Source organism: Frankia sp. BMG5.60, from assembly GCF_059428125.1.
This window is the reverse complement of sequence record NZ_CM182091.1, coordinates 3,654,110-3,679,891: the sequence shown is the minus strand read 5'-3', so window position 1 is coordinate 3,679,891 and position 25,782 is coordinate 3,654,110. Positions and strand designations below refer to the sequence as shown.

Here is a 25,782-nt window from a genome sequence, read left to right as displayed (position 1 = left end):
CGGCCCGCCGGGCGGCGGGCGGCCGAGGTGACCATAAGGTGGCGATACGTGGGTCGGTGACGTCGCGGCCGGGTGGCACTTCGCGGCGGGTCGCCCCGCGGCAGGCCGCCGCCCGGTCCGTCCGGGAGGCGGCAACGTCCCCGGCGAGCCCGGCTCCGACCAGTCCGGCGTCGAACGTATGATCGAGGTCTGATGAGCACTCTGTTCGGTGAGTCCCCCCGCGCCTTCGGCGAGTCGGCCGCGGGCGTCGGCGGCGGCGTGCCCTACGACCTGTTCGGCCCGGCGGTGCTCGCCTCGCCCGTGGGCGGCGACGCGGGCGGCGGGGCACCCCGGCTCGACGCCGAAGGCCTGCTCGACGGGCTCAACCCGCAGCAGCGGGCCGCCGTGGTGCACATCGGCGCGCCCTTGCTGGTCGTGGCGGGCGCGGGCTCCGGCAAGACCCGGGTGCTGGCTCACCGCATCGCCTACCTGCTGGCGGCCCGGGGCGTCCGGCCCGGGGAGATCCTGGCGATCACGTTCACGAACAAGGCCGCGGCCGAGATGCGGGAGCGGGTCGGCGCGCTGGTGGGCCCGCGGGCGCGGGCGATGTGGGTCAGCACGTTCCATTCGGCCTGTGTGCGCATCCTGCGGTCAGAGGCGAAGCGGCTCGGCTATGGGTCCTCCTTCTCCATCTACGACGCCGCGGACGCGCAGCGGCTGATCACGCTGGTCACCCGGGATCTCGACCTCGACCCGAAGCGGCATCCTGCGCGCGGGCTGGCCGCGCAGATCAGCAACCTGAAGAACGAGCTGATCGACTGGGAGGCGGCCCGGGACCGGGCGAGCAGTCACCAGGAGCGCACCGTCGCCGAGGTCTACGCCGCGTACCAGCAGCGGCTGGCCCAGGCCAACGCGCTCGACTTCGACGACCTGATCATGATGACGGTCAACCTGCTCCAGGCGTTCCCCGACGTGGCCGAGCACTACCGGCGCCGGTTCCGGCACGTCCTGGTGGACGAGTACCAGGACACCAACCACGCCCAGTACATCCTGGTGCGGGAACTCGTCGGGCAGCCCGCGCACGGCGAGACCGACGCCCCGCGGCGGGAGGCGCCCGCGGAACCGTCGGGCTCGACTGTCACGTGGGCGTCGGGCGCCGTGCCGCCCGCGGAGCTCTGCGTCGTCGGTGACGCCGATCAGTCGATCTACGCCTTCCGCGGGGCGAACATCCGCAACATCGTGGAGTTCGAGGAGGACTTCCCCGACGCCGCGGTGATCCTGCTGGAGCAGAACTACCGCTCCACCCAGACCATCCTGTCCGCCGCGAACGCGGTGATCGCGCGCAACAACCAGCGCAAGGCCAAGCGGCTGTGGTCCGACGCGGGCGACGGGGAGAAGATCGTCGGATTCGTCGCGGACAACGAGCACGACGAGGCCGCCTTCGTCGCCGAGGAGGTCGACCGGCTCACCGACGCGGGGCTGGCCCGGCCCGCGGACGTCGCGGTGTTCTACCGGACCAACGCGCAGAGCCGGGTCTTCGAGGAGATCTTCGTCCGGGTCGGGCTGCCCTACCGGGTCGTCGGCGGGGTGCGCTTCTACGAGCGCCGCGAGATCCGCGACCTGCTCGCCTACCTGCGGGTGCTGGCCAACCCGAACGACACGGTGAACCTGCGCCGCATCCTCAACGTGCCGCGGCGCGGCATCGGGGACCGGGCCGAGGCGGCGCTCGCCGGCTTCGCCCAGGTCGAGCGGATCGGGTTCGCCGAGGCGCTGGAGCGCGTCGGTGAGGTGCCGGGGATCGCCACCCGCTCGGCGAAGGCCGTGCGCGATTTCGCGGCGTTGCTTGCCGCGCTGCGCGCGATCGAGGCGGACGGACCGGTGGCCGTCGTCGAGGCGGTCCTCGAACGCACCGGCTACCTGTCCGAGCTTCTCGCGGAGGACACGGTCGAGGCCCAGGGGCGGGTGGAGAACCTGCAGGAGCTGGTCGGCGTCGTCCAGGAGTTCACCGAGCGCAATCCGGAGGGCACCCTCGCCGAGTTCCTCGAGCAGGTCTCGCTGGTCGCCGACGCCGACCAGGTCCCCACCGACGACGGCTCCGACGGCGTCGTCACCCTCATGACCCTGCACAGCGCCAAGGGCCTGGAGTTCCCCGTCGTCTTCCTCACCGGCCTGGAGGACGGCGTCTTCCCGCATCTGCGGACCCTGGGCGACCCCACCCAGCTGGAGGAGGAGCGCCGGTTGGCCTACGTGGGGGTCACCCGGGCCCGCTCCCGGCTGTACCTGACCCGCTCGGTCGTCCGTAGTGCCTGGGGGCAGCCGGCGTACAACCCGCCGTCGCGGTTCCTCGGCGAGGTGCCCGACGCACTGGTCGACTGGCGCCGTCTCGTCGAGGCGGCGCCGGAGCCGGCCGCCCGGCCGTGGGGCGGGTCCGGCGCCGGCGGGTTCGGGTCGGGGGGGTTCGGGTCGGGTGCGGCCGGGCAGGGCGGCGGCAGTGCGGGCGGTGGGGGCGCGCCGGCCCGCAAGGCGCTGCCGAACTCACCGTTCGCCGGCCGCGGCCGCCCCTCGGCGCGGCCCGTGCTGGAGCTGCGCCAGGGCGACCGGGTGACTCACGACAGCTTCGGCCTCGGCGTCGTCGTCGCCACGGGCGGGGTGGGGGATTCGGCCGAGGCGACGATCGACTTCGGGGCGGACGCCGGGACCAAGCGTCTGCTGTTGCGCTACGCCCCGGTCGAGAAGCTCTGAGCCCCGGTCGAGAAGCTCTGACCGCTCCGGCGCCGCCGTCTCGGCCAGCCAGCCGGCAACCCGGCGCGTCACCGCCCCGTTGAACGCCAGCGAGTGATGACCGAGCCCGGGGACGGTGACGTTCACCGCGTCCAGGTCCGGATGGTTGAGCGCGGCCTGGGCCGGGCGGACCACCGTGTCCCGCCCGGCGGCGACCGCGACGAACCGCGTCCGACATCCCGGCGCTGGGCGGCCGAGCTCGACGAGCAGCGGCGAGCCCGGCCGTAGCTGGGCGAGCAGCGGATACGGCAGCGCCCGGGGTACGAGCTCGGCCAGCCGGGTGCCGCCGTGCGGGGTGGCGAGGGTGATCAGCGTGTCGACCTGTCGGTCGCCACCCATCCGCTGGACGAGGTAGCGGGCGACCAGGCCGCCCAGGGAGTGGGCGACGATGTGTACGCGGCCGCCGCCGTCGCCCGCCGCGGCCGCCACCGCATCGGCGAGCACCCGGGCTCCCACCTCGACGGTGGTGGTCCACAGGGGCAGCTCGACCGCCCGCACCCGGCGAAAGCCCCGCCGTCGTAGCTGATGGTGCAAGCGGACGAAGACCGACCGGTTGTCGACCAGCCCGTGGACCAGCAGGATCGGCGTCCCGGCCGCATCGGGCGCGCGCACCAGCAGGCCGCGCTGCAACGGCGGCAGACCGTCGAGGGAGTACGGCTCGTCGTCTCGGTCCGGCTGTCGGCGCAGCGCGCTCGCCGGGTAGAGGGCCAGATGGGCGGCGATCCAGGCGGTCTCGACGGCGAGTCCACGGGCGTTGTCCCCGGTGGCGCGTAGACCCGCGACGAGCGCGCGGTGGGTCGGTGCCTGCCTGGGTGCTGGTGGTACCGGCTCGCCGATGGCCGATCACCCTCCTTCGTCGCGCCGTCACGCTGCGCGGGGCGGACCCGTGCGCGTTCGCCCGATCTCGCCGGGACCGGATCGATAAACGCAGAGAGATTACAGACTGTCACGTAGTTCTGTCGACCATCGCTGCTGGCGCCACTCCCGCCGCTGCGTCGGGTCCTGCCAGGAGAGCTCGGCGAGCAGCCTCGCGGCCGCCTGCGCCACCTGGTCCGCGGTGGTCGCGGGCAGCAGGCAGTCGGCGAAACCGAGCCGGTGCAGATCCGTCGGGCGCAGCCCCGCCCGGTCCGCCGCCTGCTCGACCGGGATGCGCAGGGTCGTCGCGGCGCCCTCCGGGGAAAGCGCCGTGAAGTAACTGTTCGGAGTCATGGCCACCATGTCGGTGACCGCTGCGGCGAGGGCGCCGCCCGACCCGCCCTCGCCGAGCACCACTGACACGGTTGGGGAGGGGCAGGCCAGGACCGCCGCCATCGCGTCCCCGATCGCCGCGGCGATCCCGGCGGCCTCGGCGGGCGCGCCGCCGGCCGCGCCCGGGGTGTCGACGAGCGTCACCAGCCCAACCCCGAGCTTGCCCGCCAGCCGGGCGGCCCGGGCAAGCAGCCGGTACCCCGCCGGGCCCGGCGCGCTGCCGCGCCGGGCCCCGACCGCGACGACCACCGCGCGGATCCCGCCACCGTCGTGCAGCGCGGTCCCGGCACCGAGCAGGGCACCGACGCGGGCACCGACCAGCGGATCGGGCCCGACGAGATCGACCCCGTCGGGCAGCAGCGCGCGCAGCACCGTCGTACCGTCCGGACGCTCGCCGGTCCGGGTCGCCACCACCTGCTCCCAGCCGGAGCGAGCGGCCACCTTCTCGAAACCCGCCGGCAGACCGGCCCGCGCCGGGCGCACCGCCGACGCCGACGCCGACGCCGACGCCGGCGGTATCGGCGGTATCGGCGGTATCGGCGAAGTCGCCGGCGGGCCCGGCGGCACCGGCGGCCTCGCCCGTGCCGCCGGCTCGATCGGGCTCGGCGGGGTCAGCGCACTCAACGCCCGGCGCAGCCAGTCCGCGACGCCGTCGGGTGCGGGCGTGGCGTCGACGAGGCCGGCGGCGAAGGCGGAGGCCGCGGTGTGGCTGCCGGCGGGCGGCGGCGCCCCGGTCATCGCCGCGACCACGCGGGGACCGGCGAAACCGACCGTCGCCCCGGCAACCGCACAGCGCAGGTCGCAGCGCGAGCCGATGGTGACCCAGACCCCGCCGGTCGTCGGCTGGTCGGCGACGGCCACATGGCCGACCCCGGCCGCGTCAAGGGCCGCGAGGGCGAGGGCCGCGCGGGGCAGCCCGACGAGCCCGGCGACGCCCTCCTGCAACCGGGTACCGCCGCTGCGCAGGAACGACACCAGCGGCCGGCGGCTCGCGACCGCCGCGGCCGCAGCCTCGGCGAAGCCGGCGGCGTCCGCCTCGCCGAAGCTGCCGCCGTGGACGGTGAAGTCCCAGACCGCCGCGACCGCCGGCACTTCCGCGATCAGGCCGGCACCCCACCTAAGCGCCGGCCGTCCGTCGTAGTCCGGCCAGCCGAGACGGTTGACCGCGGGCGCCGCCGACGGCCGCAACGTGATGCCGGCGAGCAGGTCCGCCCGCCAGTCGGCGGACGTCTGCCGCCCCGGTCGGCTGTCACTGTCCATCTCCGCATCTTGGGGCCGGCAACGGCCGGATCGGTGGCCCAGGCGGAGGCGGTGTTGCAGGACACGCCGCATCGGGACGCTCACAGGCGGCACCCCGGGCGATGCTCGGATGTCTCCCGACGCCAGAAGGGAAGGGACATCTGTGACCTACCGTGCAGTCTGCTTCACGGCAGTCAGCGACATACCCTTTCGTTCACAGCTCCCTGAGTGGGTGGGTGCCCGCACCACACCCGCGAGATCAGTACCCGCGAGATCAGTGGAGTGAGGAGAGGGATGCTCACACCGCTGCTGGAGGACGACCCCCGCCAGATCGGCCCGTACCGGCTACAGAACCGCATCGGCGCCGGGGGGATGGGGACCGTCTATCTCGGCTTCACCCCGGAACAACATCCGGTCGCGGTGAAGGTGGCCGCCGAGGAGCTCGCCGAGGACGCCGAGTTCCGCAGCAGGTTCGAGCGCGAGGTGCATGCGGCGCTGCGGGTTCGGGGCAATGCGGTCGCTGCCGTGCTCGACGCCGACACCGACGCCCCGGCACCGTGGATGGTCACCGAGTATGTCGAGGGCATCAGCCTGGCCGAGGCGGTCCGGGCCCGCGGCCGGCTGGAGAACCACCTCGTCCGCGGCCTCGCGGTCGGGTTGGCCGACGCGCTGGTCGCCATCCACGCCGCGGGCGTCGTGCACCGTGATCTGAAGCCGTCGAACATCCTGCTGGCGTGGGACGGGCCGAAGGTGATCGATTTCGGTGTCGCCCACATCAGCGACAGCAGCACGCTGACCCGCACCGGGCACGTGATCGGGACCCTGGCGTGGATGTCGCCCGAGCAGATGCGCGGGGATGCGTCGGACTCCTCGGCGGACATCTTCGCGTGGGCGAGCTGCGTGACATACGCGGCGACCGGCCGCCACCCCTTCCACGCCGAGACGCCGGACAAGCTCGCCCTGCGCGTACAACGGGACACCCCGGACCTCGACGCACTGCCTGCCTACCTGCTCACGTCGGTGGCCGGGGCCCTGTCCAAGATCCCCCGGCAGCGGCCGACCGCCTCCGCCCTGCTCGCCTCACTGGTCGGCCGGGAGGTCCAGGGGGTGACCGAGGCCGACGCCGTCGCGGGTGACTTCCTCGAACGGACCTGGACCGGCACGGCCCGGGCAGCGAGCGACGGTCTCACCGTCCTGCCCGCCGGCGAGTGGTCCGGCGCGGACCGCGCGCGGGCCGCCAACAGCCCCGAGGGGGACGGGCGGTCCGACCCCGCCCCGTCGGGTGGCGGGCGGCCGTCCGCCGCGGGTGGCTGGTCGCCCTCCGTCCAGGGGCCGCCGCCCGCCTCCGGTCCCTGGCCGGTCGGCCCGCCGCCGCCCGCGTCCGCGTTCCGGCCCGCCGTCTCGCCGCCGCCGACGATCCCGCCGCCACCGCCGCTGCCGGCCTCCCGCCTGACCCCGTTGCCGCCCTCGCCGCTACCGCCGTCCGCGCCGCCGCCGTCCGCGCCGCCGGGCCCGAGGCCTCCGGCCGCCAGGGTTCCCCCCGGGGCCTCCCCGCCCGCCGGATCCCAACCGGTCGTCTCGCCCTGGACCTACGACATGGACGAACCCGATTCGCGGGCGCCCGTCCGGCCCCGGCGCGAACCTCCGCCTGACCCGCACGCCGCGGGCGAGACCCGCCCGCGATCCCGGACGGACCAGGCGGAGGACACCATCCGGCCGCCGGACCCGACCCCCCCGGCGCGGCCGCCGGATCCGTCGGAGTTCCAGGTGTGGATCAGGCCCGCGAGTGCGGCGTCGTCGTCGGCCCCCTCGTCGTCGGCCCCGCCGTTGTCGCGCCGGGTGTCGTCGAGCCCGTCGCCGAGTCGGGCGCCGACTCGCCCGGCACCTGCGCCGCTGCCTGCCTCACCGCCGCGCCGGTCGGCCGCGGCGGCGCCGGGCGGGATCGCCGCGGCGTCGGGTGGCCGCGGGCACCGTATTCCCGTGGCGGTGGGTGGTGGGGGCGGGGAGGGCTCGGACGCTCGCCGGTTTCCGCCCACCACCCCGGTGGAGCACGGGCTCAACGGTCGGGCGTTGCTGTCGGTTGTCCTGGCATTGGGTTGGCTGTTCGGGCTGGGTAGCGTCGCCGCGATCGTGGTCGGCTCGGTGGCCCAGGCCCAGATTCGACGGCACAACCAGCGGGGGCGGCGGCTCGCCGCCGTCGGGATCGCGCTGGGTTGGACCGGAATCGGGCTGACGGTCGTCAGCCTGCTGATCGTCCTCGCGCTGCGGTGAATTCCGCGCCGCTGCGGCCGGAACAGCCAGAAGGTCGACCACGATCGGTGTTGTTCCCGTGTGATTTCTGACATATATCCGATGGTCAACTCCGTGACCTCGGCCACGGCAGCTCGCGGTGCCGCGTGCGGTGGTCACGCTCAGCGTCTTTTCTCGTACCTGCGATCCGGCCCCGCGCGACGTGCCGGCGCCGCTCGGGGCGCGATGTGCACCTCATTTGTCCTGTATCGATGGGCCTGACGTGGGCACCCGGCCATCCGGGCCCGGGCGATGGCACCATCGGCGGCACCGGCCGGCCCCTGTGCCGCCCGGCTCGTAGCCGCCGGTGGCTGTGCACGGGGGCACTCCGCGTGACGCGCGCCGTAACCGCCTCGTCAGTAGGCTCGCAGGCGTTCTGTGCCCCCCTACGTAACCCAACCTGTACGACCGCATCCGACTGGACGGACCGTGGATCTCTTCGAATACCAGGCGAAGAAGCTGTTCGCCGAACATGGCGTTCCGGTGCCCACCGGGAAGACGGCGACCACCCCTGAGGAGGCGCGCGCGATCGCCACCGAACTCGGTGGCAAGGTGGTCGTCAAGGCGCAGGTCAAGGCCGGCGGCCGAGGCAAGGCCGGCGGTGTCAAGGTGGCCGACGGGCCGGATGACGCCTTCGCGAAGGCGACGGCGATCCTCGGGATGGACATCAAGGGCCACACGGTCCACTCGGTGCTCGTCGAGGAGGCCAGCAACATCGCGGAGGAGTACTACGCCTCCTTCCTGCTGGACCGGGCGAACCGGACCTTCCTCGCCATGGCCTCCCGCGAGGGTGGCATGGAGATCGAGGAGGTGGCCGCGACCAACCCGGACGCGCTGGCCCGCATCGCGATCGACCCGCTGACCGGCGTCGACGCGGCGAAGGCCCGCGAGATCGCGGTCGCCGCCAAGCTGCCCGAGACCGCGCTGGACGGGGCCGTCGAGCTGCTGGTGAAGCTGTGGACCGTCTTCGTGAAGTCCGACGCCACCCTGGTCGAGGTGAACCCGCTCATCCTCACCGCCGACGGTCGCGTCATCGCGCTCGACGGCAAGGTCAGCCTCGACGAGAACGCCGACTTCCGCCACCCGGAGAACGAGGCGTTCGTCGACGTCTCCGCGGTGGACCCGCTGGAGCAGAAGGCCAAGGAGAAGGGCCTCAACTACGTCAAGCTCGAGGGCGAGGTCGGGATCATCGGTAACGGTGCCGGCCTGGTCATGTCGACGCTGGACGTGGTGACCTACGCCGGCGAGGAGTTCGGCGGCAAGCGCCCGGCGAACTTCCTCGACATCGGCGGCGGCGCGTCCGCCGAGGTGATGGCGAACGGTCTGTCGATCATCCTCGGCGACCCGTCGGTCAAGAGCGTCTTCGTCAACATCTTCGGCGGCATCACCGCGTGCGACGCCGTGGCCAACGGCATCGTGCAGGCGCTGAAGATCGTCGGTGACGTCACCACCCCGCTGGTGGTGCGCCTCGACGGCAACAACGCCGAGGAGGGTCGTCGCATCCTCAAGGAGGCGAACCTCTCGGTGGTCAAGCCGGTCGACACGATGGACGGCGCGGCGAAGCTCGCCGCCGAGCTCGCCGCGGCCGCGGCCTGACCAGGGCGAAGGGATTGCGAACCGATGGCTATCTGGCTTGACGAGAACAGCCGGATCGTGGTGCAGGGCATCACCGGCTCCGAGGGCACCAAGCACACCAAGCGGATGCTCGCCGCGGGCACGAACGTCGTGGCCGGGGTGAACCCGCGCAAGGTCGGCCAGCAGGTCGAGGGCGTACCGGTGTTCGGCACCGTCGCGGACGCGATCGAGCAGGCCGGCGCGAACGTGTCGGTCATCTTCGTTCCGCCGAAGTTCACCAAGGACGCGGCGATCGAGGCGATCGACGCGGCCATCCCGCTCGCGGTGGTCATCACCGAGGGCGTGCCGGTCCACGACACGACCGAGTTCTGGGCCTACTGCCAGTCCAAGGGCACGACCCGGATCATCGGGCCGAACTGCCCGGGCATCGCCAGCCCCGGCCTGTCCAACGCCGGCATCATCCCGGCGGACATCACCCCCGGCGGTCGCATCGGCCTGGTCAGCAAGAGCGGCACGCTGACCTACCAGATGATGTACGAGCTGCGCGAGTTCGGCTTCTCCACCTGCGTCGGCATCGGTGGCGACCCGGTCATCGGCACCACGCACATCGACGCCCTCGACGCCTTCCAGGCCGACCCGGGCACCGACGCGATCGTGATGATCGGTGAGATCGGCGGCGACGCCGAGGAGCGGGCCGCGGCCCACATCGAGGCGCACGTGACGAAGCCGGTCGTCGGCTATGTCGCCGGCTTCACCGCGCCGGAGGGCAAGACGATGGGCCACGCCGGCGCCATCGTGTCCGGCTCGTCGGGAACCGCGCAGGCCAAGAAGGAAGCCCTCGAGAAGGCCGGTGTGCGGGTGGGCAAGACCCCGTCCGAGACCGCCCGCCTGATGGCTGACATCATGCGGTCGTTGTAGATCTGTTTAGATGATGAGCCTCCGCGCCCCGCGGTGGCTCGTCATCCGAACGGTCCAGGGGTCGTGGGTCGTCGGGAGTGAGGGACGCGGATGTCTTCCCTCATCTCCCCACGACTGCAAGACTCCTGCATCGGTGCGTGGGCGAACCGGCGTCGTCGTGCCGACCGACCTGACGAAGTGGGGTTCCCGTCGTGGCACAGATCGGCGGTCGTAGCGTCGCGACCAACGACATCGGGGTGATCGCCTCCGGGCTGGTCATGTTCATCGTGAGCTTCCTGCCCTGGTATTCGGTGAGCTACTCGTTCTTCGGTCGCGGCACGAAGGCGCACGAGAACGGCTGGGGGCTCGGGTTCAACTCCTGGTTCCCGGTGCTGCTGGTCCTCGCGGTGGCCGGTCTGCTCGCGGCGCGCCTGTTCGCGAACCTCCGCATCCCGGACGTCGGCCCGGTGTCCGCCCTGTGGATCCTGCCGGGCGCCTCGGCGTTCGCCACGCTGCTCCTGCTCATCCGGTGGATCAGGTTCCCCGACGTGCCGAGCGGGCTGGACGCCGGCCCTAGCTACGGCTTCTATCTCGCGCTGGTCGCCGCCATCGCCCAGACGGTCTTCGGCGTCCTGGCGGCGCTGGCGAACGGGGCCACCATCCCCGGCCGCGGTCGGGCGGGTGGCCCGGGCACGCCAGGCGGCTGGCCGCAGCCGGGTCAGCCTCCCTACGGCCAGCCCTACGGGCAGCAGCCGACCCCCGGCTACGGCGCCCCGGCCGGTGGCTACGGCCAGCCCGGTTACGGCCAGCCCGGTTATGGTCAGCCCCAGCAGGGATACGGTCAGCCCCCGACCGGTTATGGACAGCCGCCTCAGGGTGGTTACGGTCAGCCGCAGCAGGGCGGATATGGCGCGCCTACCGGCGGCTACGGCCAGCCGCCCGCGGGCTATGGCCAGCCCCCCGCGGGGTACGGCCAGCCGCCCGCGGGCTATGGCCAGCCCCCTGCGGGCTATGGCCAGCCGCCCGCCTACGGCCAGCCGCAGGATGGTTATGGACAGCCATCCCAGCCTCAGGATTCCCAGCACCAGGAGTCCCAGCCTCAGGCGCCGCAGCCTCAGCAGCAGCGTGGTTATGGCCAGCCGCAGCCTCCGGGCGCCTACGGCCAGCAGCCGCCGGCCGACCGTTAGTCGCCACGGCTTGCGTCCCGCCGCCTGACGCCTGACAGCGCGGACGTTCGGGATGTTCCCGGCATTTCCGGGATCCGGACGGCGTGTTGTCCGGGATGGCGTGCAGCCGCGTGCGAGCGTCCTACCGTGCCCGCCTTCCCCCACCGTCCCGGCCCCGCCGGCCAGCTCCTCGACCGGTTGTGGCAGCGGGTCGGCCGGCCGGCGGTGGCGGCGATCGCCGCGTCGGCGGCCGGACTGGTCTTCATCGAGTTCATCGTCCTGGTCGTGTGGGGCGCGGACACCGGCTCGTCGACCGGGCCCGCCGCGGCCCTGCGCGTCGGGGCAGACCTGTGGCTTGTCGCCCACGGCACGACGCTGCGGCTGCCGGACGGGGTCATCTCCTTCCGGCCGCTCGGGCTTGCGCTGTTCCCCTTGGCCGCGGCGCTCAGCGCCGCGCACCGGCGGGCGGCGGCCGCCCCCGCGCCGGTCGGTGCCGCACTCCTGCGCCCAGGCCGCGGCCGCGAGGGTCGGGCGGGCCGGGGCCGCCCGGGTTGGAGCCCGTCGAGCTGGGGCCCGCCGGGTTGGGGTCGGCCGGGTTGGGGTCGGCCGGATGGGGACGGATCATCCCACCAGGACGGGATAGATCGGACGCCGGCCGCCGTCGAGGGCGGTGCCGCCGGTGGAGGCAGTGACCCCGCCGGCCGGCAGGCGCCGGCGACGGGCCGGGCTTCCGGTGCAGCCGGTCCCGGCGGTTCTGACGGTTCCGGCGGTTCTGGCGGTTCCGGCGGTTCCGGCGAGGTGGTCGGGGCCGACAACCGGGGCCGGCGCGGCGCGCTCATCGGCGTCCCCTGGCGGGCGGTGGTGGCCGACGTCGTCGGCGTCGTCGGCGCGCAGACGCTGTTCGTCGTGCTCGTCGCGCTTGTCGTGCGCTCCGGCCCGGCGCGGCCGACCCTGCCATCCGCGGCGCTGGGCACGATCGCGCTCGGTCTGCCCGCCGCGCTGCTCGGCGCCCTCGCCGGTCGCCACCGGCTGCGGACCGCTTGGCGCACGCTGCCCGGGATGCTGCGCAGTTCCCTGCTGTGCGGGGCGGGTGCGTTCGCGTCGCTCATCGCCATCGCCGCCTTCGGCGTCGCTCTGGTGCTCGCCGCCACGCTGCCCGAGGTAGCCGGGGCGGAACGGGCGCTCGACGTCGGGGTGCTCGGCGGGATCGGGCTCGCGGCGACGCAGCTCGCGCTCGTCCCCAACCTGGTGCTGTGGGGCCTGTCCTACGCGCTGGGGCCCGGCTTCCGGACCGGACCCGGCATGGTCCGGGTCAATGCGGTCCATCCCGCCGAGCTGCCCGACCTCCCGGTGCTGGCGGCGCTGCCCCCGAACGCGCTGCCGCGGCCCGGGTGGCTCGTCCTGGCCCTGGTGCCGATCGTCGCGGGCATCGTGCTCGTGGCGATGGTCCACCGGGCCACGGCCGGGAGCCGCTCGCGCTACCGGCTCGCGACCGTGCTGGTCGCGGGCGTGACCTGCGGTCTGCTCACCGGGCTGGCGATCCAGGCGTCGATCGGGCGGGTCGGCGGGGTTGACGGCCACTACGGGCCGACCGGCGGGTGGGTATGCGGGCTGCTCGCCGGGGGCGAGGTCGCCGCTGTCGGCCTGCTGCTGCTCGGCGGCATCGATCTGGCCGCCCGACGCGCCGAGCGGCCGTTCCTGGCCGAGGACGCGGAGCCGTCGTTCTGGCGGCGCCGGATGTCGCTGCCCGGGTCTGGGCTCTCGGCGCGGCCGTCGCGGCGCACCCAGTAGGCCGCGTACTTGGTAAGCGGCGCAACCGCCAAGCCGCGCCGGTCAGCGCCGGCCGGCGGGATCGTCGCCGGAAAATGTCCGTGGCGTGGGTTAGTGTGCCGGCGTTGGATCATCCTCACGGAGGTCGTCGTGCCGGTCGCGGTCGCCCACATCCGAGTCGAGGCCAGGCGCCTGCGGGCACTCGGCTGGTCCTACCGTCGCATCGCCCGCAGGCTCCAGGCTCGTCATCGGCTCGGTGCGTTGGTGGCGTTCCGTCTCGCCCATGGCTGGACCCAGGAGGAGGCGGCGCGTCGGTGGAACGAACGATGGCCGGGGCGCGGACCGGCCAAGACCGGTAAGACCTGGTCGTACTGGGAGAGCTGGCCGGGCAGGGGCGGCCGGGCGCCCTCGGCCACAGTGCTGGCCCGGCTGGCCGAGCTGTACCTGTGCCGGCCCGGCGACCTGCTCGACGGGCCCGACTTCGGCCAGCTCGACCCGGGGGCCGACGGCGACCGGACCGCCGCCGGCTGCTCGTGCGGGGCGGGCGCCGGCGGGGACGACGACGACCGGCTGGCGGGGCTGCTGTCCATGACGGCGCCACTGGCCGCCCCGGCGGGCCGCGACGTCCCGTCCGCCACGGCGATCGAGGCTCGGCTGGCCGAGTTCGTGACCGGGTGGGCCCCGGCGGCGTGATCGCGGCGGCGGGATGCTCCTGGGCTGTCCCGCGCGGCGCAGGTGGTCCAGTCAGTACAGTCGGACGGGTCGTCCTTCGCCGCGGTCGGGGACGTGAGCGTCGCGCGGTGGCGGTGGCGGTGGCGGTCAGCGCGCGGCGGCGGCCGTCCCACTGGCGTCCGCGGCGCGTCGACGCTCCGGTCGCTCGGGGCGTCCGGCCCGGGTCCATCGGGCCGTCCCATTCTGGTCACGGAGGGTGAAGTGTCTGCTCGCCTCGTCGTACTCGCCTCGGGCGCGGGAACCACCCTGCAGGCGGTTCTCGACGCGACCGCGGAGCCCGAGTTCGGCGCGACAGTCGTGGCGGTCGGCACCGATCGCCACGACACCGGGGCGGAGCGGCGGGCCCGGGACAGCGGCGTCGCGGTGTTCACCGTCCGGCTCGAGGATCATCCCGACCGGGAGGCCTTCAACGCGGCGACCGCCGAGCGGATCGCCGCGTTCGAGCCCGATCTGCTCGTCCTGGCGGGCTACATGAAGATTCTCAGTCGGCGGGTGATCGGCCGGTTCCGGACCATCAACACCCATCCCTCGCTGCTGCCCGCCTTCCCGGGCGCCTCCGCGGTCCGCGACGCGCTCGCCGCCGGGGTGAAGGTGAGCGGGGTGACGGTGCACTGGGTCGACGAGGGGGTCGACACCGGGCCGATCATCGCCCAGCGTCCGGTTCCGGTCGAGCCGGACGACAGCGAGCAGACCCTTCGCGCCCGGATTCAGGGCGTCGAGCGAGGACTGTTCGTCGCGACGATCGGCGAGATCGTGCGGTCGGAGAGCGCGCAGGCGGTTCCGGCCGGGCATCGGCGCGCCCCCGACCTGCGCGCGCCGGCGCGCGGTTCAGGTATCGGCAGAGGCTCAGCTCACGTCCAGGAGGAATCATGACGTCATCGGGCGAAGGCACGGCGGGCGCAAGCGGCGCAGCCCGGGGATCCGAGTCCGCTGAGGTGATCCCCACCGGGCGACGGCCGCTGCGCCGGGCGCTCGTCAGCGTGTACGACAAGAGCGGGCTCGACGTCCTCGCCGAGGCCTTCCTGGCCGCGGGCGTCGAGGTCGTCTCCACCGGGTCGACCGCGGACGTGCTGGCTCGCCACGGGCTGGCGGTCATCCCGGTCAGCACCGTCACCGGCTTTCCGGAGGTGCTCGGCGGGCGGGTCAAGACGCTGCACCCGCATGTCCATGCCGGTCTGCTCGCGGACCTGCGCAACGCCGAGCACGCGGCCGTACTGGCCGAACTCGACATCGCCCCGTTCGATCTGGTCGTGGTCAACCTCTACCCGTTCGCCGCGACGGTGGCCGGTGGCGCGAGCGAGGACGAGGCGATCGAGCAGATCGACATCGGTGGTCCGGCGATGATCCGCGCGGCGGCGAAGAACCATGCGTCGGTCGCCGTGGTCGTCTCGCCGGACGAGTACGCGGACTTGGCCGAGGCGGTCCGCGGTTCGGGCTACGATCTGCCGGCCCGCCGCCGCCTCGCGGCCAGGGCGTTCGCCCACACGGCCGCCTATGACGTCGCGGTGTCCTCGTGGTTCGCCGGGGTCGTCGCCCCCGACGAGGTCGCCCGGGAGACCGGCTGGCCCGATGTGCTGTCCGCGCAGTGGCACCGTTCGGACGTGCTGCGCTACGGCGAGAACCCGCACCAGCGGGCCGCCCTCTACGTCGAGGCCGGTGGCGAGGGGCAGCCGGGCCTCGCCACGGCTCGCCAGCTTCACGGCAAGCAGATGTCGTACAACAACTACACCGACACCGACGCGGCCCGCCGCGCGGTGTACGACTTCGCCGAGCCGGCGGTCGCCGTGATCAAGCATGCCAACCCGTGCGGCATCGCGATCGGCGCGACGATCGCCGAGGCCCACCGCAAGGCGCACGCCTGCGACCCGGTCTCCGCGTTCGGCGGGGTGATCGCCACCAACCGGCCGGTCTCGGTGGAGCTCGCCGAGCAGATCGCGGAGATCTTCACCGAGGTCGTCGTGGCGCCGTCCTACGAGGCGGGCGCCGTGGAGATCCTCGCCCGCAAGCCGTCGATCCGCCTGCTGGAATGCCCCGCGCCCCCGCATCAGCGCGGGATCGAGCTGCGCCAGGTCAGCGGCGGCCTGCTGCTGCAGTCTCGGGACGCGGTCGAGGAACCGGGCGACGAGCCGTCGGGCTGGACGTTGGAGGCGGGATCCCCCGCGGACGAGGCCCTGCTGGCCGACCTGCGCTTCGCCTGGCGCGCGGTGCGTGCGGTCAAGTCCAACGCGATCCTGCTCGCCAGCGACGGCGCCACCGTGGGCGTCGGGATGGGACAGGTCAACCGGGTCGACGCGGCGCGACTCGCGGTGACCCGGGCGGCGGACCGCGCCAAGGGCGCGGTAGCGGCCAGCGACGCCTACTTCCCGTTCCCGGACGGGTTCGAGGTCCTCGCCGAGGCCGGGGTTCGGGCCGTGGTCGAGCCGGGCGGATCGGTGCGCGACGAACTCGTCATCGCGGCCGCCCGGGAGGCCGGCGTGACGCTCTACTTCAGCGGGGTGCGCCACTTCGCGCACTGACGCCGGGCCCCCTGACGGGGCGGCGCGGGAGCCGGCGGGCAGGTTCAACGGAACCGCCGCGGGGCCCATCGCGCCGGTGGCGCCGGCCGCGGATGCTCCGGCTCGATGACCGCTCGACCCGGGGGCGGGGGAGCCGGTGCGTTCGGCGCCGACGCCGGCCGCGGTTCGTGGACGTCGACGGGCCGTTCCGGCGGGGGACCCGCCCGCGGCGGCGGTTGCGGCCCGTCCGGCCCCGGCCCGTCCGGCCCCTCCGGCGCGCCGGACGACGGGCTCGGGCGTCGGGCGGCGTCCGGACCCGCGCGCGCCGGCTCGGGCGCGGCCGGAGCACTCTGCGCGGCCGGAGCACTCTGCGGGGACGGAGCACTCTGCGGGGACGGAGCACTCTGCGGGGACGGAGCACTCTGCGGGGACGGAGCACCGCGCGGGGACGGCCCGGCGCGCTCCACCGCCGGGTCCGCGGCCTCGGGCGGGTCCGGTCCGGCCGGCGGCGGTGCTGAGCCCGTCGGGTGAAGCGATCCCGACGAGTGCGGCCGTGGCCGGCCGTCGGCCGGGTCCGGGGACGCGACCGCCTCCGTGCCGTGCTCGGCGGACCACCCGCTGCCCGAGGGGACCCGTGCACCAGGCGGCCGTGGATCAGATCCCGGCGCCGATGGACCCCGGGATGACTCGTCGGTGGCGCCGCCCAGCGGCGCGTCGCGCCGCCCGGTGCCACCGCTTCAGGACGCGGCGTTCGCCTCCGCGGCGGCGGTGCCCCGCCGGCCGCTGGCGTTGCCGTTCGCCGTGGTGGCCGTCGGCGCGCCCGCCGCCGCCGCCGTCCCACCCGGCTGGTCGCCGTTGGGCACGTAGCGCTGCGCGACCCAGTCCAGGGCGTCGCGCCAGCTCGCGCCGTAGAGCACCGAGATCCGGTCGGCCGTCTGCCGCGCCAGCGCCTGGACGAATACCCTGTCGTCGCTGTCCAGGTGTCGGGCGTCCCCGAAGGTCTCCCAGGCCCTGAACATCAGTTCCTGAAGCTTCTTGCTGTGAGGCGATTCGTCTGCCACGTCGAACTCCCTCCAAGTGGGCACCGCGGCCGGAAGTCTGCCCTAAGCGCGTGGGACGCCCACAGGTGGGGGTGTTGAGCATTGTGTTCCCGATGTGGCCGAATGGGGCGATGACCCGCTTGCATACCCGCATGTGATATATGGGCCTCCTCCCCGGCACGTGCTGCTCGGGGAACTCAGGAGTGCTGCAGCGGCTCCGCCACGTCCGGGCGAACGATCCCGAGGCGCATCACCTCGTTCGCCAACCGTCCCCGCCGGTTGGGTCCCGGCGCGATGTCGAACTTGCGGTAGAGCCGCAGCAGGTGTTGCTTGACCGCTCCCTCGGTGACGACGAGATTTTCGGCCACCTCGCGAGTCGACGACGGGATGACGAAGGCACCCGGCGCGCCGGCCGGGCGGGACAGGGCGCGCAGCACGTCCCATTCCCGGCGGGTGAGATCGGGCGGGTCGGGGACGCGCAGTTCGGCGGTCCGGTCCCGGGCCGCCGTCCCGCGGCCCGCCTCGATGGTGAACTCGATCAGCGGGCGCCGATCCTGGAAGCGCACGCCCGCCGCACCGAACCGGATGACATCGCCGTCGTGGAGGATCCGCCGACCGACGGGCTGACCATTGACCCGGGTGCCGTTGCGGGACAGCCCCTGATCCCAGACGTAGAGATACGGGCCCCGCCGCACGATCTCGGCGTGCAGCCGGGAAACGCTGGAATCGGCGAGCGGCACGTCGACGCCCGGCCCCCGCCCCACCGTCGTGATCTCGGTGCGCAGAGAAAAGACCTCGCCGGTGATCTCGATCCGCAGACTCGGCCCGTCCACTTCTGTCCAACCTCGCTTCCATCGATCCACGCTCGTCACTGACCTGCCCGCGGCCGTTCCCCGCGTCGGCTTCCGCGCGACCACTGGTGACCGTCGCCGGGTGGCTGGGGCAATCCTTTGGCCAGTGATCCCCGGTTGGGGGTCAGTAACACGTGACTCTTGGACGATCTGGACGCTTCAGATCCGCGGGTGGCCGGTGGATGGCCGGGGCACGGCCTACCGTGTGTCCTGAGGATCCGTCGTGCTGGTTGGATGAGTGCTCTGCACCGTCCTGTCGCGGTGGGACCGCCGGTGACGGCGGCGCATCGCCACGATCAGCACGGCAGGCCCGTCCGAAAACGAAGCTGACCGGCGCCGGAGGTGGGGGTGACCGACGCGCCACGCCGGCCCGACCTGCCCTGGCCCGAGGACCTGCCCCGGCCCGACGCCGGCCAGGGCGAGCATGACGTGACCGCCCGGCCGCACTGGCCCGAGCGGGATCCCGCCGGGGCCGATCGCCCGTACGACACTCGGAGTCGTCCCCTCGGCGCCGGCTGGGCCGGCGATGCGGGTTGGCCCGGAGACCCGGGCAGATCTGGTGATGGGGGCTGGCCCGCGGATGCGCGCAGGCCAGAGGATGCGCGCGGACCGGGCGATGGGCGCGAACCCGGCGATGCGGGCTGGCCCGAGGACGGGGGCCGGGGGGATGCGCGGGGCGGCGCGGGACCCGGCCGGCAGGGTGCGGCGTCGGGGCACCGATCGGCGCGCGGCCGGCCGCAGCCGTGGTACCCGGACGATCGCAGCCGCGGCGACGCCGACCGCCACCGCGAGCCGCGCCGCCGGGAGGACCGCCCCGTGCCGCCGGTGCCGCCCGTGCCGCCGGTACGGCCGGTGCCGTCGGCCGACCCTGCGTCTGCTGGTAGCGCGCGCGGCGGGCCGCGCCGCGGCGAGGAGCACCGCAGGGCGGCCCGTGAGGTCGACACACGTCCGCGACTCGGGGCGCGGGGTCCCGCCGTGGACCGGCGACCGTCCGCCCGGCGCGCGGCGGGAGCAGCCGGGCCGGATCCGACGGGGCTGCCCGCACCTGCCTGGCCACCCGACGCCTCCGCGGACCGCGGACCGCTCGTGGCACCCGTGGCCTCGAGGCCTGATGCCCACGCTGGACCCGACGCTTCCGCTGGGCCTGATTTTCCGGTTGGGCCTGATGCTCCCGCGGGGTCCGGCGGTCTCGCGGGGTCCGGTGCACCCCTGGGGCCGGAAGCACCGTGGGAGCCCGGTTCGACTACCGGGCCCGCCGCGCCTGTGGTGGCCGGCGCGACCGGAGCCGGCCGGTCGGGGATAGTCGGCTGGCTGCGCCGCGAGATGGTGTTCGCGTTGGTGCTGGTCGGCGTCGCGGTCGGGTTGACGCTCGTCTACCAGGACCGGTGGCGCCGCGGGATGCTGGTGGTCGGGGCTGTGCTGGCCCTGGCGGGACTTGCCCGCCTTGCGCTGCCGACGCGGCGGGCCGGCCTGCTCGCCGTGCGCGGGCGGGCGTTCGACACCGTGGTCCTGGTGCTGCTCGGGGCATCGGTGATCATGCTCACCTCCGCGGTGCCCTACCTGGGACCCTGACGTCCCCCCGCCAGGAAGGCGTTTCGAGGTGGCACGGACGGCGTCGGGCCGTTCGGTCGGGGCCGTTCCGGTCGGGGACGGCCCGGTGGGGACGGCCCGGTGGGGACGGCTGCGGTCAGCGCCGTCCGGACATGGTGCGTCGAACGGCGAGCCGGGTGAGGGAACTGGCCGGGATCGTGCCCCGACCGAGTCCGATCTCGACGAGGGTGTCATAGAGCTCGGTGCGCGTGCGGGCGGCCCGCACGGCGGCATCCATCATCGTGCGGCGCCGGCCGACGAGCCCGGCGAGCAGCGCGGTGTGCCGCAGGTGCCGACCGAGCTCGGCGTCGAGTGAGCGCCGGTAGCGCCGACCGGCGCCGGCGGGGTTCGCCACCCCGACCGCCGCCTGCCCGGCCAGGGAGCCGGACAGCAGTGCGTAGTAGATGCCCTCGCCGGTCAGGGGATTGATCAGCGAGGCGGCGTCCCCGGCGAGGAGAACCGGACCGTTGGGCTGGCGCGGCCGATGGGTCGACAGGGGAAGGTGGTGGGCCCGCAGCGTGGTCGGGTCCGCCGGCGTCTGCGGCAGCATCCGGGCCAGGGTGCGGTGCAGGACCGTCTTCGCGCTCGTCCCGTCGTCGCCGCCGGTCAGGCGGGAGCGCAGCATGCCGTAGCCGATGTTCGCCCGGCCGTCGCCGATCGGGAACGACCACGCGTAGGCCGGCCAGCCGTCGTCGGTCATGTGGATGAACTGCTCGGGTGGACGCTCGTCGGCGGGGAGGTCGGCGTACGCCCGCACCGCGATCGCCATGGCTTCCGGCGGGTTCGCCGCCAGGTTCAGCCCGCGTCGCACGACCGAGTTCGCGCCGTCCGCGCCGATGACGACCCGGGCCGTCAGCGCGCCGTTGACGACGACGACCGGTTCGCGCCCCCGCCCGTCGGGCCGCGGCCGGTCGGCGAGCTCCAGGGTCCGCACCCGGCGTCGCACCAGGTGGGCGCCGCGGGCACGGGCCGCGGCCACGAGACGGGCGTCGAAGACCTCCCGGGGGACCACGTAGCTGGCCCGGGCCGACGGGGTGGCCACCTCGGCGCCCCCCGGCGTGCGCAGCCGCATCCGGTCGACCGGATGGTAGCCGGCGACGGCGTCGGTGACGCCGAGGTCGCGCAGCACGTCCAGGCCGTGCGGGGCGATGCCGTCGCCGCACGTCTTGTCCCGGGGGAACGCGGCGGCGTCCGCGATGACGACGCTGGCCTCGGGGCGTTCCCGCAGCGCCGCCAGCGCCGCCGCGCAACCGGCCGGACCGCCACCGACGATGAGCACGTCAATCGTGCGGTCGGGCAGATCCGCCGACTCGTCGACGCGCACGATCGGGGTCGCCGTCGTGATGGTGTCGATGTCCTTCGCTGGTCCCGCCGGGATCGGGCGTGGGCCGGACGGGGTGGGCGCTGAGGACGGGGTCTGCACGCCCGCCAGTCTCGCAGCCGACCACGCCACGGTGCGTCGGCGCCCCCGGTGCCTGCCGTGGGCCCGCCCGCAGCCCGGTCCGGGTCCGTCGTGTCCTTCCGGGCCCGTCGTGTCCTTCCGGGTCGGTCCGGTGTCTCCCGGGTCCGCCGGGGACCACGGCTCGGCGGAGGAGTTCGTACAGTGCGTGCGTGGACGCACTGGCGCAGGTTTCGCAGTGGCCGGTCGGGACGGTGGCGGTCACGGTCCTCGGCCGCGACGACGCTCCCGACATCGGGACGGTCCGGGAGCTCGGCCGGACGGGGCCGGACGATCATCCGTTCCGGCTTGCCTCGGTGTCGAAGTTGCTCAGCGCTTATGCGGTGCTCATCGCCGTGGAGGAGGGCGCGATCGGGCTGGCCGACCCGGCCGGCCCCGAGTCGTCCACCGTGGCGCACCTGCTTGCCCACGCCTCCGGGCTGGCGTTCGAGGGCGACAAGGTCCTCGCCGCGCCGGGCACCCGCCGGATCTACTCCAACGCCGGCTTCGACCGGCTGGCCGAGGTGGTCACCCGGGCGACGGGGATCGCCTTCGCCGACTACCTCGCCGAGGCCGTGTTCGAGCCGCTGGGGATGCGGCGAGCCAGCCTCACCGGCTCGGCGGCCGCCGGGGTGACGGCGACCCTGGCCGACCTGCGCAGCTTCGCCGCCGAGCTGCTTGCGCCCACCCTCCTTTCGGCCGCGACGTCGGCCGCCGCGACCTCGGTCGCCTTCCCGGGGCTGGCTGGCGTCCTGCCTGGCTTCGGCCGCCAGGACCCGAACGACTGGGGGCTGGGATACGAGATCCGCGGGACCAAGAACCCGCACTGGACCGGCCGCGCGAACGCCCCGACGACCTTCGGCCACTTCGGCCAGGCCGGCACGTTCCTGTGGGTGGATCCGGTCGCCCGGCTCGCGTGCGTCACGCTGTGTGATCGAGACTTCGGGGACTGGGCGCGCCGGGTGTGGCCACCCCTGTCGGATGACGTGCTGGCGCAGGCCCGCCCCCAGATGGTGAATCCCTCGGCGTGACCGGACCGCAGTGCGACGGGCGGGCGGCCTCCGCCGGTGGCACTTGTCGGGATCATCCCGCGATCGGCCCCATCCATATGGCGGGTTGTCGCTGTTTTGGCCGGATCTGCGGGTAAGCGGGTCGCGGTCTTCTGGTCCGCGGGAGACAGGCGGGGTCCGTGGGCCATGATGTCGGCATGCTTTCCTCGGCGACACCGACCCCGACGGCCGGTCACCGACCCGGTGATGGCGTGCCCGCGAGTACCGAGAGTTACGATCTTTGGCTAGGATGCCACGAGCGCCGCGCATGCCACGGTGCCGGTCGCGCATGACTGAAAGGTCGCTCGAACCTGGCGCCGCCGTGCGCGCGGCGGATCCGGCCCGCCCGGTCGACGCGGTGGACCTGGCCGACATCGGCGTCGCGATCGGCATTCCGGAGCCCTATCGGACCGAGCTCCAGGACTGGCGGGAGCGGCTCGGGGATCCCAATGCCGCCCTCATCGTTCCGCATGTCACCCTGCTCGGGCCGACGACGGTCAGACTGGCCGACCTGCCGGCGATCGAGCGTCATCTCGCGCATATCGCCCCGCCTAACGCTCCGTTCACGATTCGTCTGCGGGGCTCGGGGACGTTCCGTCCACTGTCGCCCGTTGTCTTCGTCGCTCTCGTCGCCGGTGCGGCCCGCTGCGCGACGCTGGCGGCCGCGGTGCGGTCCGGCCCGCTGGACCGACCGCTGAGCTTCGCCTACCACCCGCATGTCACCGTTGCCCACGACATCGCCGAGGACGGCCTCGACCGTGCCTACGAGGCGCTGGCCGACTACCAGGCACAGTTCGAGGTGCAGGGGTTCGGGCTCTACGAAAGAGGGGCCGACCTCCGCTGGCGGCAACTACGCTTCTATCCGTTCGGTCAGCAGGGGGACGAGTCCGAACCGAATGGCGACGGAGGGCGACGCGCCGGCCTCGGTTCACGGGAATGACCAGGCGTCGTCGGGGGGACATCGACGGGTGTGACAAAACCTCGTGAGGCGGTTCGGGCCGGCGTCGGCACGGTTTCCGACACCGCCGGGGCGGTAAGGGCGAAACGTCCGTTTCTTGACCACATCATTCGGGCGTACTCCCGGTACACGGCCGACGGCGGGGACCGGCTGGCGGCGTCGGCGACGTACTTCGCCTTTCTGTCGTTCTTCCCGATTGTCGCGCTCGCCTTCGCGGTCACGGGGTTCGTGGTCGACGCCTACCCCGACGTGCAGGACAGCCTGACCAGGCAGATCAACGACTACCTGCCGGGGCTGGCGGACAGGCTCGACGTCACGTCGATCGGCAACGCCAAGGTCGGTGTCGGCATCATCGGTCTGCTCGGGTTGCTGCTCGCCGGTCTCGCCTGGATCGACGCGCTGCGCGATGCCCTGCGGTTGATCTGGCACCAGGACATCGACGTCGGCAACATCATCATGCGGCGGCTGCGTGACATCGTCGTCCTCGCCGGCCTCGGGCTGACGCTGCTGGCCTCGCTCGTGGTCACCAGCCTGTCGACCTCGGCGACCGGGACGTTCCTGGACTGGATCGGGCTGTCCGGCAGCACCGCCGCCGCGTGGGTCACCGGCGTCCTGGCCCTGCTCGTCGCCCTCGCGATCGACACCGCGGTGTTCCTCTACCTGTTCTGGCGGTTGCCCGGGCAGACTGACCGGAGCCGGTCGGTGCGCGGCGCGGTCCTCGGCGCGGTCGGGCTGGAGATCCTCAAGGTCGCGGGAACCTGGCTGATCGGCAAGACCATGGGCAACCCGGTCTACGGCACGTTCGCGGTCATCGTCGGGCTGCTCATCTGGATTAACATCGTGATGCGCTGGACGCTGTTCGTCGCCGCCTGGACGGTGACCGCGCCCTACGACTCGGACGTGTACCCCTCGGGGACGGCCGTGCCCCCCGAGGATCACCGGCCGAACGGGTCGCCGAACCGGGATGCCTCGCGGCCCGCGGAGCCCCACGGGGCGGACTCGCCGTCCGCCCGGGGCGCGGTCCCGCCGGACCCGCCGGGGTCGGACCCGCCGGGGTCGGACCCGTCGCCGTCGAACGGGTCCGCGCCGGACTCGCCCCGGCCGAGGCGATCCTCGCCGGGCCGCCCACCCTCAGACCTGGCACCCTCAAACCTGGCACCCTCAGGGCCGGCACCCTCAGGTCTGGCACCCGACGACCTGGCACCCGACGACCTGGCGCCCTCCCACCTGGCGCCGTCCCACCTGCGGTCGAACCGGTCGGAGTCGAGTTCCGCGACGCCGTACTCCTCCGTCGGGTCCGTGGCCACCAGCTCGGACGCGACGCCGGCCGCCAGGCTGCGCGCATTGCTGCGCCGACGCGCCCCGTCGACCTCCGGGGGTTCGGGCTGAGGGGGCACGGCTCGGCGCGGCCGCGCGCCGAGCCGACTCGCAGCGCGGGCCGGTGGAACAGCCGACGAGGTGCCAGCCACGACCGGCGGCCCGGGCCCGCGGTGCCGGCGACGTCCGCGGGCCGCGCGTCGCGTGAGGGCGGTGACGACGCAGGCGCTCGCCGTGAGCGTGAGCGCGATCCAGGTCATCGGGCCGATGTCGCCGGCGAGACCGCCCGAGTGGTCGGCGCGGTGGACGGGCGCCGCCGCGGGCCGCGCGACCGCCCGCGCGGCGGCCGCGGGCCGGGCCGCGTCGCCGGCCACGGACGCTGCGGGGTTCGGCAGGTAGCCGACCGGTGTCACCTGTCCGGCGTGCGCGAATCCCCAGTCGAGCAGGGCGCGGGCGTCGGTGCCGTAGGCGGGGGCCGCGCGCAGCAACGCGACGATGAGTGTCCGACCGCCGCGGGTGGCGGCCCCGACGAACGTCGCGCCCGCCGCCACCGTGTAACCGTTCTTCACCCCGACGGCGCCGTCGTAGGTGCGGAGCAGCGAGTTGTGGTTCTGGATCTCGAATCGCTGGTCGCCGCGCCCGGCGAGGGATGCCCGCGAGATCGTGAGGTATCCCCGCACGCTCGGGTCGTTGAGCGCGGCGCGGCCGAGCACGGCGAGGTCGTAGACGCTGGTGACCTGCCCCGGACTGTCCAGCCCGGTCGGATCGCCGGCGACGGTCTCGCGCGCGCCCAGTGACCTGGCCAGCGCGTTCATCCGGGCCAGGACCGCCGCGGTGCCGCCGGCCGCCTCGACGAGGGCCACCGTCGCGTCGTTCCCGCTGGAGATCATCATCGCGGTTGCGAGATCCCGGACGGTGTACCTGACGCCGGGCACCAGACCGACCTTGGTGCCGTCCACACGGGGGGCGTTCTCGTCGACGGTGACGACCCGGTCCGGTGGCAGGCCGGGAAGCACGGTCAGTGCGGTGAGGATCTTCATGGTGCTGGCCGGCAGGTCCGGCGCGTGGGGGCGGGAGGCAGCGAGTACGGCGCCGCTGCCGGCGTCCGCGACCAGCCAGGCCTGCGCGGTCAGCCCTGCCGGCGCGGGCGGGGCGAGGAAGCCCTCGGGCGCCGGCGCGGGTGTGGCCGCCGGATCCGCCGGGGCGCCGACGCCCGCCTGACCGCCCGCTTCCGCACTGCCTCCGGTACCGGCCTGAGCGCCGCCGATGGCCTGACCGCCCGCCCCGGGCGCTGCCGGCGTCGCGGCGGCGGCCAGGCTCGGGGCGAGCCAGGCCACAGGGGCGAACAGCAGGCCCATGGTCGTGAGG

General features: G+C 74.0%; 18 protein-coding genes and 2 pseudogenes. 14 read left to right on the top strand and 6 right to left on the bottom strand.

Going from position 1 to position 25,782, the window contains the following annotated elements:
* The first annotated feature begins 192 nt into the window (after window positions 1–192).
* Window positions 193–2,721 carry a DNA helicase PcrA gene (pcrA, locus tag AC5R91_RS14795; protein ID WP_495397725.1) on the top strand — a complete coding sequence of 843 codons (2,529 nt, stop codon included), beginning with the start codon at window positions 193–195 and terminating at the stop codon, window positions 2,719–2,721.
* Between the two features lie 318 nt (window positions 2,722–3,039).
* On the opposite strand, the pseudogene AC5R91_RS14790 reads toward pcrA, so the two are convergent.
* Together AC5R91_RS14790 and AC5R91_RS14785 are read right to left on the bottom strand one after the other, a co-directional pair.
* Window positions 3,040–3,372 (bottom strand): annotated as a pseudogene (locus AC5R91_RS14790) (esterase/lipase family protein); the annotation flags it as partial.
* Window positions 3,373–3,696: 324 nt separating this feature from the next.
* On the bottom strand, window positions 3,697–5,268 hold the full coding sequence (locus tag AC5R91_RS14785; protein WP_495397724.1) for a carboxyl transferase domain-containing protein: 1,572 nt from the start codon (window positions 5,266–5,268) through the stop codon (window positions 3,697–3,699).
* A gap of 273 nt (window positions 5,269–5,541) precedes the next feature.
* On the opposite strand from AC5R91_RS14785, the gene AC5R91_RS14780 reads away from it, so the two are divergent.
* The 8 genes from AC5R91_RS14780 (at window position 5,542) to purH (ending at window position 16,192) form a co-directional block, all read left to right on the top strand.
* Window positions 5,542–7,518: a protein kinase domain-containing protein gene (locus AC5R91_RS14780; protein WP_495397723.1), complete on the top strand. Its 1,977-nt coding sequence runs from the start codon at window positions 5,542–5,544 to the stop codon at window positions 7,516–7,518.
* A 447-nt stretch (window positions 7,519–7,965) separates the two neighbouring features.
* Entirely contained in the window at window positions 7,966–9,132 is a 1,167-nt protein-coding gene (gene sucC / locus AC5R91_RS14775; RefSeq protein WP_495397722.1) for an ADP-forming succinate--CoA ligase subunit beta, read from the top strand.
* Window positions 9,133–9,156: 24 nt separating this feature from the next.
* Window positions 9,157–10,029, top strand: a complete 873-nt coding sequence (sucD, locus tag AC5R91_RS14770) for a succinate--CoA ligase subunit alpha (RefSeq protein WP_495397721.1) — start codon at window positions 9,157–9,159, stop codon at window positions 10,027–10,029.
* A gap of 191 nt (window positions 10,030–10,220) precedes the next feature.
* Window positions 10,221–11,195, top strand: a complete 975-nt coding sequence (locus tag AC5R91_RS14765) for a hypothetical protein (protein WP_495397720.1) — start codon at window positions 10,221–10,223, stop codon at window positions 11,193–11,195.
* A 126-nt stretch (window positions 11,196–11,321) separates the two neighbouring features.
* Window positions 11,322–12,965 carry a cell division protein PerM gene (locus tag AC5R91_RS14760; RefSeq protein WP_495397719.1) on the top strand — a complete coding sequence of 548 codons (1,644 nt, stop codon included), beginning with the start codon at window positions 11,322–11,324 and terminating at the stop codon, window positions 12,963–12,965.
* Window positions 12,966–13,094: 129 nt separating this feature from the next.
* Window positions 13,095–13,637 (top strand): helix-turn-helix domain-containing protein, encoded by a 543-nt coding sequence (locus tag AC5R91_RS14755; RefSeq protein WP_495397718.1) that lies wholly within the window; start codon window positions 13,095–13,097, stop codon window positions 13,635–13,637.
* A 240-nt stretch (window positions 13,638–13,877) separates the two neighbouring features.
* Complete coding sequence (purN, locus tag AC5R91_RS14750) at window positions 13,878–14,549, top strand: phosphoribosylglycinamide formyltransferase (protein ID WP_495397717.1); 672 nt, start codon at window positions 13,878–13,880, stop codon at window positions 14,547–14,549.
* Window positions 14,546–16,192 (top strand): bifunctional phosphoribosylaminoimidazolecarboxamide formyltransferase/IMP cyclohydrolase, encoded by a 1,647-nt coding sequence (purH, locus tag AC5R91_RS14745; protein ID WP_495397716.1) that lies wholly within the window; start codon window positions 14,546–14,548, stop codon window positions 16,190–16,192. The genes purN and purH overlap by 4 nt, the downstream gene beginning before the upstream one ends.
* 716 nt (window positions 16,193–16,908) lie before the next feature.
* On the opposite strand, the gene AC5R91_RS14740 is transcribed toward purH, so the two are convergent.
* Complete coding sequence (locus AC5R91_RS14740) at window positions 16,909–17,232, bottom strand: hypothetical protein (RefSeq protein ID WP_495397715.1); 324 nt, start codon at window positions 17,230–17,232, stop codon at window positions 16,909–16,911.
* Between the two features lie 176 nt (window positions 17,233–17,408).
* On the bottom strand, window positions 17,409–18,044 hold the full coding sequence (locus tag AC5R91_RS14735) for an FHA domain-containing protein (RefSeq protein WP_495397714.1): 636 nt from the start codon (window positions 18,042–18,044) through the stop codon (window positions 17,409–17,411).
* Between the two features lie 1,284 nt (window positions 18,045–19,328).
* Between AC5R91_RS14735 and AC5R91_RS14730 the strand changes: the two genes are divergently transcribed.
* Window positions 19,329–19,634, top strand: a complete 306-nt coding sequence (locus tag AC5R91_RS14730) for a DUF3017 domain-containing protein (RefSeq protein WP_495397713.1) — start codon at window positions 19,329–19,331, stop codon at window positions 19,632–19,634.
* A 115-nt stretch (window positions 19,635–19,749) separates the two neighbouring features.
* On the opposite strand, the gene AC5R91_RS14725 is transcribed toward AC5R91_RS14730, so the two are convergent.
* On the bottom strand, window positions 19,750–21,075 hold the full coding sequence (locus tag AC5R91_RS14725; RefSeq protein ID WP_495397712.1) for an NAD(P)/FAD-dependent oxidoreductase: 1,326 nt from the start codon (window positions 21,073–21,075) through the stop codon (window positions 19,750–19,752).
* 188 nt (window positions 21,076–21,263) lie between these two features.
* On the opposite strand from AC5R91_RS14725, the gene AC5R91_RS14720 reads away from it, so the two are divergent.
* The 4 genes from AC5R91_RS14720 (at window position 21,264) to AC5R91_RS14705 (ending at window position 24,813) form a co-directional block, all read left to right on the top strand.
* Window positions 21,264–22,121, top strand: coding sequence for a serine hydrolase domain-containing protein (locus tag AC5R91_RS14720; RefSeq protein ID WP_495397711.1), 858 nt, complete (start codon window positions 21,264–21,266; stop codon window positions 22,119–22,121).
* 307 nt (window positions 22,122–22,428) lie between these two features.
* Complete coding sequence (locus AC5R91_RS14715) at window positions 22,429–23,079, top strand: 2'-5' RNA ligase family protein (protein WP_495397709.1); 651 nt, start codon at window positions 22,429–22,431, stop codon at window positions 23,077–23,079.
* 30 nt (window positions 23,080–23,109) lie between these two features.
* On the top strand, window positions 23,110–24,486 hold the full coding sequence (locus AC5R91_RS14710; RefSeq protein ID WP_495397708.1) for a YihY/virulence factor BrkB family protein: 1,377 nt from the start codon (window positions 23,110–23,112) through the stop codon (window positions 24,484–24,486).
* A gap of 141 nt (window positions 24,487–24,627) precedes the next feature.
* Window positions 24,628–24,813, top strand: coding sequence for a hypothetical protein (locus AC5R91_RS14705; protein WP_495398112.1), 186 nt, complete (start codon window positions 24,628–24,630; stop codon window positions 24,811–24,813).
* Between the two features lie 137 nt (window positions 24,814–24,950).
* Here AC5R91_RS14705 and AC5R91_RS14700 read toward each other — a convergent pair.
* Window positions 24,951–25,772: pseudogene (locus AC5R91_RS14700) on the bottom strand (D-alanyl-D-alanine carboxypeptidase family protein); the annotation flags it as partial.
* Between the last annotated feature and the right edge of the window lie 10 nt (window positions 25,773–25,782).

Coding starts and splice junctions, on each gene's coding strand:
- purH (WP_495397716.1), top strand. CDS start 14,546: ATGACGTCATCGGGCGAAGGCACGGCGGGCGCAAGCGGCGCAGCCCGG.
- AC5R91_RS14780 (WP_495397723.1), top strand. CDS start 5,542: ATGCTCACACCGCTGCTGGAGGACGACCCCCGCCAGATCGGCCCGTAC.
- AC5R91_RS14785 (WP_495397724.1), bottom strand. CDS start 5,268: ATGGACAGTGACAGCCGACCGGGGCGGCAGACGTCCGCCGACTGGCGG.
- pcrA (WP_495397725.1), top strand. CDS start 193: ATGAGCACTCTGTTCGGTGAGTCCCCCCGCGCCTTCGGCGAGTCGGCC.
- sucD (WP_495397721.1), top strand. CDS start 9,157: ATGGCTATCTGGCTTGACGAGAACAGCCGGATCGTGGTGCAGGGCATC.
- AC5R91_RS14715 (WP_495397709.1), top strand. CDS start 22,429: ATGACTGAAAGGTCGCTCGAACCTGGCGCCGCCGTGCGCGCGGCGGAT.